The sequence below is a fragment of the Mesorhizobium sp. CA8 genome, assembly GCF_020164955.1.
In the GTDB taxonomy this organism is placed as follows: Bacteria; Pseudomonadota; Alphaproteobacteria; order Rhizobiales; family Rhizobiaceae; genus Mesorhizobium.
Genome location: NZ_JAIUHG010000004.1, coordinates 270,746 through 278,434 on the forward strand (window position 1 = coordinate 270,746; position 7,689 = coordinate 278,434).

Genomic DNA, 7,689 nt, shown 5'->3' on the forward strand with positions numbered 1-7,689 from the left:
GAAGATCTGGTCGGCGGCGCTCATCGGGCGGCCTCCGAGCCCCTTGCGAAGATGCGCAAGGCCATCTGCACGGCGCCGCCCAGCGCATCGTCGAGCGGGGCTTTGAGCAGCGCCTGATAGCGTGCCGACAGGCGCGGCGCATAAAGCGGCGCCAGACCGCCGAGCAGGCAGAGCGGCGCGTCGTCGGCAAGATCGAGCGCGCCGAGCGAAGCCTCGACATCGGCGACCGCCTTGGCGAGGATGAAATTGGCGACGAGATCGCCCTTTTCAGCATGCTCGAAGACCTTTGGCGCGAAGCCGCCGAAATCGCCGGGCTTGGCGTTGGTGGTGAATTCGACGACGTCTTCGGGATTGTTGCGGAAGACGGCGAGCATGGCGTCGGTCAAGGGCGAGGCCGGACGGATGCCGTCATAGGCAAGCAGCGTCTGTTCCAGCAGGTCGCGGCCGATGCGGGCGCCGCTGCCCTGGTCGCCGACCTGGAAACCCCAGCCGCCGATGGCGCGCGACTTGCCCTCTTTACGCGCCATATAGGCGGTTCCGGTGCCCAGAATGGCCATGGCGCCATCGCCGGAGCCAACCGCGCCCTCGAGCGCGATCTCGGCGTCGGTTTCGACGCGGCTGTTGCTGAAGGGCAGGATCGCTTCGAGCTGCTGCCGATAGGTGCCGACATTGGCGCCGGCGAGGCCGAGAACGGCCGGTGTTTGCGGGATCATCTCCGGATCCTCGCCCGCGGCCAAGAAGGCCTGCCTCGCCGCTTCGACGATGTTGGCGCGGGCGCCGGTGAGGTCGGTGCGGATGTTGGCGGCGCCGCTCTTGGCGCGGCCGAGAACGGCGCCGTCGACAGTCGCAAGGGCCGCCCTGCAGCTGGTGCCGCCGCCATCGATGCCAAGCACGAATTTCACGCGATTTCTCCTCGGGGCCGGATAATACCAATAAAATACCAATAGCCAAGAGTTAATTTCGGCTCAAAAAAATTTAAGCCGTATTTAATTGACTTCCCCCGCTAATTTGCCGGCGGGTGAAGTCCGCAGCTGGAAATTCGTTAATGCGTGTGGACAAGTGGTATTTTTTTGGTATTGTTCGCTCAGTTGGAGGAAAATGGATGGCCGAGACGCGCACGGAAGCGCTCCACCAGAATGCCGAGGGGCTGGATGTCCAGGCCCCGGAAGCCATTCTGGCATTCCTGGCCAACGCCCAGATCGAGGCCAGCAAGGCCGTCCATGGCGCCATCCCGGCGATTGCCGTTGCCGCCGAACTCATCGCGAAGCAATTGAAGAACGGCGGCAAGCTCGCCTATGCAGCGGCCGGCAGCTCCGGCCTGATGGCGGCGGCCGACGCGCTGGAACTGCCCGGCACCTTCGGCATTGCGCGCGACCGCATCGCCATCCTGATCGCCGGCGGCGACGGGGCCTTCCGCACGCTGGCCGGCGGACCGGAGGACGACACCGAGGAAGCGGCGGCGGCGGTTGCCGCGGCTGCGATCGGCAAGGGCGACTGCCTGATCGCCATCTCCGCCAGCGGTTCCACGCCCTATGCCGTGCGGGCGCTCGAAGACGCGCGCAGCCGGGGCGCTGCCACCATCGCTATTGCCAACAACCGGGGCGCCGTCCTGTTCAAGCAGGCGGACGTCGCCATCCTGCTCGAAACTCCGCCTGAGCTGATCGCCGGCTCGACGCGCATGGGCGCGGGCACCGCGCAGAAGATCGCGCTCAACATGCTGTCGACGCTGACCGCGATCCATCTCGGCCATGTCCACGACGGGTACATGGTCAATCTCACCGCAGACAACATCAAGCTGCGCGACCGCGCCGTGCGCATGGTCGCCGCCATCAGCGGCAAGAGCCGCGACGACGCAGCCCGCCTGCTCGAGGAAAGCGGCGGCGTCGTCAAAACCGCCATTCTGCTCGCCGCGGGCGCCGCCAACGCGGACGCGGCCGAGAAGATACTGGAAGGAACCGGCCAGAAGCTTCGACCGGCGCTTTCCGCGCTGGGGCAAGATCCTGAAAAGTGGAACCCGCTTTTCAGAAAAGATCATGCCCTAACAAAGAAGTAGGGCCTGTTTCGTTCCCATTTCCATCGGGGTGAAACGGGCTTGTGAGGGGAGCAAGGGGCGCTGAGCCCCTGTTCTCAAAACCGAACCTGAAAAAGGTCAACAGGGAGACTGAAGATGAAGACCAAACTACTGACGGCCCTTCTGCTCGGCACAAGCATCCTCGGCACGACCGGGATGGCGCTCGCCGAGGACGTGACGCTCAACATCGAAAGCTGGCGCGGCGACGACCTGACCATCTGGAAGGACAAGCTCATTCCGGCCTTCGAAGCCAAGAACCCTGGCATCAAGGTGGTGTTCGCGCCTTCGGCCCCGACCGAGTATGATGCGGCGCTGGGCGCCAAGCTCGCCGCCGGATCGGCCGGCGACCTGATCACCTGCCGTCCCTTCGACAAGTCGCTCGAACTGTTCAAGAAGGGCAACCTTGCCGATATCAGCTCGCTGCCCGGCATGGAGAACTTCTCGCCCGTCGCCAAGGCCGCCTGGCAGACCGACGACGCCAAGTCGAGCTTCTGCGTGCCGATGGCTTCGGTGATCCACGGCTTCATCTACAACAAGGACGCCTTCGACAAGCTCGGCATCAAGGTGCCGCAGACCCGCGACGAGTTCTTCGCGGCGCTCGACAAGATCAAGGCCGACGGCACCTACATTCCGATGGCGATGGGCACCAAGGACCTCTGGGAAGCCGCGACCATGGGCTACCAGAATATCGGCCCGAACTACTGGAAGGGCGAGGAAGGCCGCCTGGCGCTGATCAAGGGCGAGCAGAAGCTGACGGATCCGCAGTGGGTCGAGCCCTTCAAGGAACTGGCGAAGTGGAAGCCTTATCTCGGCGACGGCTTCGAGGCGCAGACCTATCCGGACAGCCAGAACCTGTTCACGCTCGGCCGCGCCGCCATCTATCCGGCCGGTTCGTGGGAGATCGGCTTGTTCAACACCCAGGCGCAGTTCAAGATGGGCGCCTTCCCGCCGCCGGTCGGGAAGGCCGGCGACACCTGCTACATCTCCGACCACACCGACATCGGCATGGGCCTGAACGCGGCCTCGAAGCATCAGGCAGAAGCCAAGAAGTTCCTGGAATGGGTCGCCTCGCCGGACTTCGCCACCATCTACGCCAATGCGCTGCCGGGTTTCTTCAGCCTGAACAGCAAGCCGGTGAAGATGGAAGACCCGCTGGCGCAGGAATTCGTCTCCTGGCGCGGCAAGTGCAAGTCGACGATCCGCTCGACCTACCAGATCCTGTCGCGCGGCACGCCGAACCTCGAGAACGAGACCTGGGTTGAATCGGCCAATGTGATCAACGGCACCGACACCCCGGAGGCCGCGGCCAAGAAGCTGCAGGACGGCCTCGACAGCTGGTACAAGCCGGCGAAGTAAGAGCATCGATTACGGTGCCGGCCGGGCACGCCCCGGCCGCCATTCGAACAGCTCCAGATAGCGATTGTCGGCGCAGCCTCCCGGTCTTACCCTCAGCTTGCGGGGAAGACGGAGCCGATCTGTCGCTGGCCCTGTTGTTCCCTCCCAAGGGGACGAGCGGGCCGTGCATCGAGGCATCAGCTAGCATCACCTGAACTGGAACCCAGAGACGGCGGGGAACCGAACTCATGGCTACCAAACTGATGGCTACCAAACTTATGGCTGCAGAAACGCGAGCGAAAAGACCGATCCGCTGGCATGTCGGCGTGTTCCTGGCGCCGGCGGTGCTGGTCTACACCGCATTCATGATCCTACCGCTGTTCGGCACCCTCCAGCTCTCCTTGTTCCGCAACATCGAACAGTCCCAGGTCTTTGTCGGGCTGGGCAATTTCCGCACGCTGTTCGGCGATCCGAACTGGTCGGTGAATTTCTGGAACGCGCTGCGCAACAATGTCTGGTTCTTCATCATCCACATGCTGGTGCAGAACCCGATCGGCATCCTGCTCGCGGCGCTTCTTTCCAGCCCCAGGCTGCGCTTCACCGCCTTCTACCGCACGGCGATCTTCGTGCCGACGATCCTGTCCTTCGTCATCGTCGGCTTCGCCTGGAAGCTCATCCTGTCGCCGATCTGGGGCGTGGCGCCGCATCTGATGGATTTCGTCGGATTGAAGAGCTTCTTCACGCCGTGGCTCGGCAAGGAGCAGTATGCGCTGACCGCGCTCAGCCTGGTCTCGGTCTGGCAGTTCGTCGGCATCCCGATGATGCTGATCTATGCAGCGCTGCTGTCGATCCCCGACGAGGTGATCGAGGCGGCCGAATGCGACGGCGTCACCGGCATGGCGCAGTTCTGGAAGATCAAGCTGCCGCTGATCCTGCCTTCGATCGGCATCATCTCGATCCTGACCTTCGTCGGCAATTTCAACGCTTTCGACCTGATCTACACCGCGCAAGGGGCGCTCGCCGGGCCGAACTATTCGACCGACATCCTCGGCACCTTCCTCTACCGCGCCTTCTTCGGCTTCCAGCTGCAGGTCGGCGATCCCAACATGGGCGCCGCGATCGCCACGATCATGTTCCTGATCATCCTCGCCGGCGTCTGCGTTTACCTGTTCCTCGTGCAGACGCGCCTGCGTCGCTACCAATTCTGAGGCGCGCCATGAGCACAGCCACTCGTTCGCTTCCCCGCGCCCTCGGCGCGCATGCGGTCCTCTTGACCTACACCGCGATCGCGCTGTTTCCCGTGATCCTGGTGGTGATGAATTCGTTCAAGTCGCGCGCGGGCATTTTCGGCGCGCCGCTGACGCCGCCGACACCGAAGACCTTCGACCTGATCGGCTACACCACCGTGTTCGGCCAGGGCGACTTCGTCCACTATTTCCAGAACAGCCTCGTCGTCACCGTCGCCTCGCTGTTCTTCGTGCTGCTGTTCGGCGCGATGGCCGCCTTCGCGCTGTCGGAATACCGCTTCCGCGGCAACACGATGATGGGGCTCTACCTGGCGCTCGGCATCATGATCCCGATCCGCCTCGGCACCGTCGCCATCCTGCAGTTGATGGTGGCGACGGGGCTCGTCAACACGCTGACGGCGCTGATCCTGGTCTACACCGCGCAAGGCCTGCCGCTGGCGATCTTCATCCTGTCGGAATTCATGAAACAGGTGTCCGACGATTTGAAGAACGCGGGCAGGATCGACGGACTGTCGGAATACACGATCTTCTTCCGGTTGGTGCTGCCGCTGGTACGCCCGTCCATGGCGACGGTCGCCGTCTTCACCATGATCCCGATCTGGAACGATCTGTGGTTCCCGCTGATCCTGGCGCCGTCGGAAGAGACCAAGACGGTGACGCTCGGCGCGCAGCTCTTCCTCGGTCAGTTCGTCACCAACTGGAACGCGATCCTGGCCGCGCTGTCGCTGGCGATCCTGCCGGTGCTGATCCTCTATGTCATCTTCTCGCGGCAGCTGATCCGCGGCATCACGTCGGGAGCGGTGAAGTGAGCCACAACAGCCAACCCTTCATAGGGCTGCGCCTCACCCTCTCAGGAAAAAGTGGAGCAGTCACGTGAGCGATAAAAACCCTCTTCGCGTTGTCGTCGCCGGGCTCGGCAATATGGGTCGCAGCCATGCGCTGGCCTACCACACCAATCCGGACTTCGAGATCGCTGCTTTGGTCAACCGTTCCGACGTGCCGCTGCCGGACGGGCTCGCCGGCTACGGCATAAGGCGCTCCTTCGATGACGCGCTGCGCGACGAGAAGCCGGACGTCGCGGCGATCGCCACCTATTCCGACAGCCATGCCGACTATGCGGTCCGCGCCTTCGAGGCCGGCTGCCATGTCTTCGTCGAAAAGCCGCTGGCGACGACGGTTGCCGACGCGCAGCGCGTCATCGATGCCGCCAAAGCCAATGGCAAGAAACTGGTGATCGGCTACATCCTGCGCCACCATCCGTCCTGGATGCGGCTGATCGCCGAGGCGCGCAAGCTCGGCGGCCCGTATGTGTTCCGCATGAACCTCAACCAGCAATCCTCCGGCCATACCTGGGAGACGCATAAGCAGCTGATGCGGACGACTTCGCCGATCGTCGACTGCGGCGTGCATTATCTCGACGTGATGCTGCAGATCACCGACTCGAGACCTGTCGAAGTGCGCGGCATGGGTGTCAGGCTGACCGACGAGGTAGCGCCCTCGATGTACAATTACGGCCACCTGCAGGTGTTGTTCGAGGACGGCTCGGTCGGCTGGTACGAGGCCGGCTGGGGGCCGATGATCTCGGAGACGGCTTTTTTCGTGAAGGACGTGATGTCGCCCAAGGGCTGCGTCTCGATGGTGATGAAGGAGGGTGTGAAGTCCGACGACATCGACACCCACACCAAGACTTCGACCATCCGCCTGCACAGTGCGGCGACCGGACCGGACGGCAAATTCGCCAAGGAAGACCAGCTGCTGTCGATGGAAGGCGAGCCGGGCCACCAGGAGCTCTGCGACCTCGAACAGGCCTTCCTGCTCAAGGCCATCCGCGAGGACATCGACCTCACCCGCCACATGGACGATGCCGTGAAGTCGCTCGCCGTCTGCCTCGCCGCCGACGAGAGCGTGCGCAGCGGCAACGCCGTGAAACTCTAGAACAGGAACGAAGCCGTGGGCTCGCTGAAGATCGAGAATGTGAAGAAGGCTTTCGGGCCGGTCGAGGTGCTGAAGGGCATCGACCTCGAAGTGATGGATGGCGAGTTCGTCGTCTTCGTCGGCCCGTCGGGCTGCGGAAAATCGACGCTGCTGCGCGTGATCGCCGGCCTGGAGGATTCGACCTCCGGCCGCGTGCTGATCGACGGCGCGGACGTCTCGGTCACGCCGCCGGCGAAACGCGGCATCGCCATGGTGTTCCAGACCTATGCGCTCTACCCGCATCTGACGGTGAAGAACAACATGGCGCTGGGCCTGAAGCAGGCAGGCACGCCGGCGGCCGAGATCGAACGCCGCATCAAGATCGCTTCCGCCATGCTGTCGCTCGAGCCCTATCTCGAGCGCCGGCCGGCGGAGCTGTCGGGCGGACAGCGCCAGCGTGTCGCCATCGGCCGCGCCGTGGTGCGCGAGCCGAAGCTTTTCCTGTTCGACGAACCGCTGTCGAACCTCGACGCGGCGCTGCGCGTCAACACCAGGCTCGAGATCGCGCAGCTGCACCGGCGGCTGAAGGCGACGATGATCTACGTCACCCACGACCAGGTCGAGGCGATGACGCTGGCCGACAAGATCGTGGTGCTCAACGCCGGCCGCATCGAGCAGATCGGCAGCCCGATGGAGCTCTATAATTCGCCGGCCAACGAATTCGTCGCCGGCTTCATCGGCTCGCCGAAGATGAATTTCATCGACGGCGCCAGGCTGGGCGAGACGGCCAAGACCATGGGGGTGCGGCCGGAACATCTGACCGTCGACGCGAAGTCCGGCGCCTGGAAAGGCACCGTCGTGCATGCCGAGCATCTCGGCGCCGACACCAATCTCTATCTCGACTGCGAGAAGGCGGGACTGGTCACCGTGCGCATCTTCGGCGTCTACAATGCCGAGCCGGGCGCTACGCTCTACGCGACGCCGGATGCGGCGAAGACGTATCGGTTTGGGGCGGATGGGAAGGTGCTGAGGTAGCGCCGGCTTCCCCTTCTCCCCTTGTGGGCCTGTTGCGTAATTGGCTGGTTGTGATTCTCTGAGAAGGAAGCTCGGAGGGAATCGCAA

At 63.7% G+C, this 7,689-nt stretch carries 7 protein-coding genes; 6 read left to right on the forward strand and 1 reads right to left on the reverse strand.

Going from position 1 to position 7,689, the window contains the following annotated elements:
- Window positions 1-20: 20 nt before the first annotated feature.
- A complete protein-coding gene (locus LB553_RS07095) occupies window positions 21-902 on the reverse strand; it encodes a BadF/BadG/BcrA/BcrD ATPase family protein (RefSeq protein WP_224511848.1) in 882 nt (293 codons plus the stop codon).
- Window positions 903-1,102: 200 nt separating this feature from the next.
- Between LB553_RS07095 and LB553_RS07100 the strand changes: the two genes are divergently transcribed.
- The 6 genes from LB553_RS07100 to LB553_RS07125 all read left to right on the forward strand — a co-directional run bounded on the left by LB553_RS07100 (window position 1,103) and on the right by LB553_RS07125 (window position 7,602).
- Window positions 1,103-2,053, forward strand: a complete 951-nt coding sequence (locus LB553_RS07100; protein ID WP_224511850.1) for an N-acetylmuramic acid 6-phosphate etherase — start codon at window positions 1,103-1,105, stop codon at window positions 2,051-2,053.
- Between the two features lie 114 nt (window positions 2,054-2,167).
- Window positions 2,168-3,427 carry an ABC transporter substrate-binding protein gene (locus LB553_RS07105; protein ID WP_224511852.1) on the forward strand — a complete coding sequence of 420 codons (1,260 nt, stop codon included), beginning with the start codon at window positions 2,168-2,170 and terminating at the stop codon, window positions 3,425-3,427.
- 257 nt (window positions 3,428-3,684) lie between these two features.
- Complete coding sequence (locus tag LB553_RS07110) at window positions 3,685-4,614, forward strand: carbohydrate ABC transporter permease (RefSeq protein ID WP_128259962.1); 930 nt, start codon at window positions 3,685-3,687, stop codon at window positions 4,612-4,614.
- A gap of 8 nt (window positions 4,615-4,622) precedes the next feature.
- Window positions 4,623-5,462 (forward strand): carbohydrate ABC transporter permease, encoded by an 840-nt coding sequence (locus LB553_RS07115; protein ID WP_224511854.1) that lies wholly within the window; start codon window positions 4,623-4,625, stop codon window positions 5,460-5,462.
- Window positions 5,463-5,526: 64 nt separating this feature from the next.
- The gene (locus LB553_RS07120; protein WP_224511856.1) at window positions 5,527-6,588 is read left to right on the forward strand and encodes a Gfo/Idh/MocA family protein; all 1,062 of its coding nucleotides are present in this window, start codon (window positions 5,527-5,529) and stop codon (window positions 6,586-6,588) included.
- 15 nt (window positions 6,589-6,603) lie between these two features.
- Window positions 6,604-7,602, forward strand: a complete 999-nt coding sequence (locus tag LB553_RS07125; RefSeq protein WP_224511858.1) for an ABC transporter ATP-binding protein — start codon at window positions 6,604-6,606, stop codon at window positions 7,600-7,602.
- The last annotated feature ends 87 nt before the right edge of the window (window positions 7,603-7,689 follow it).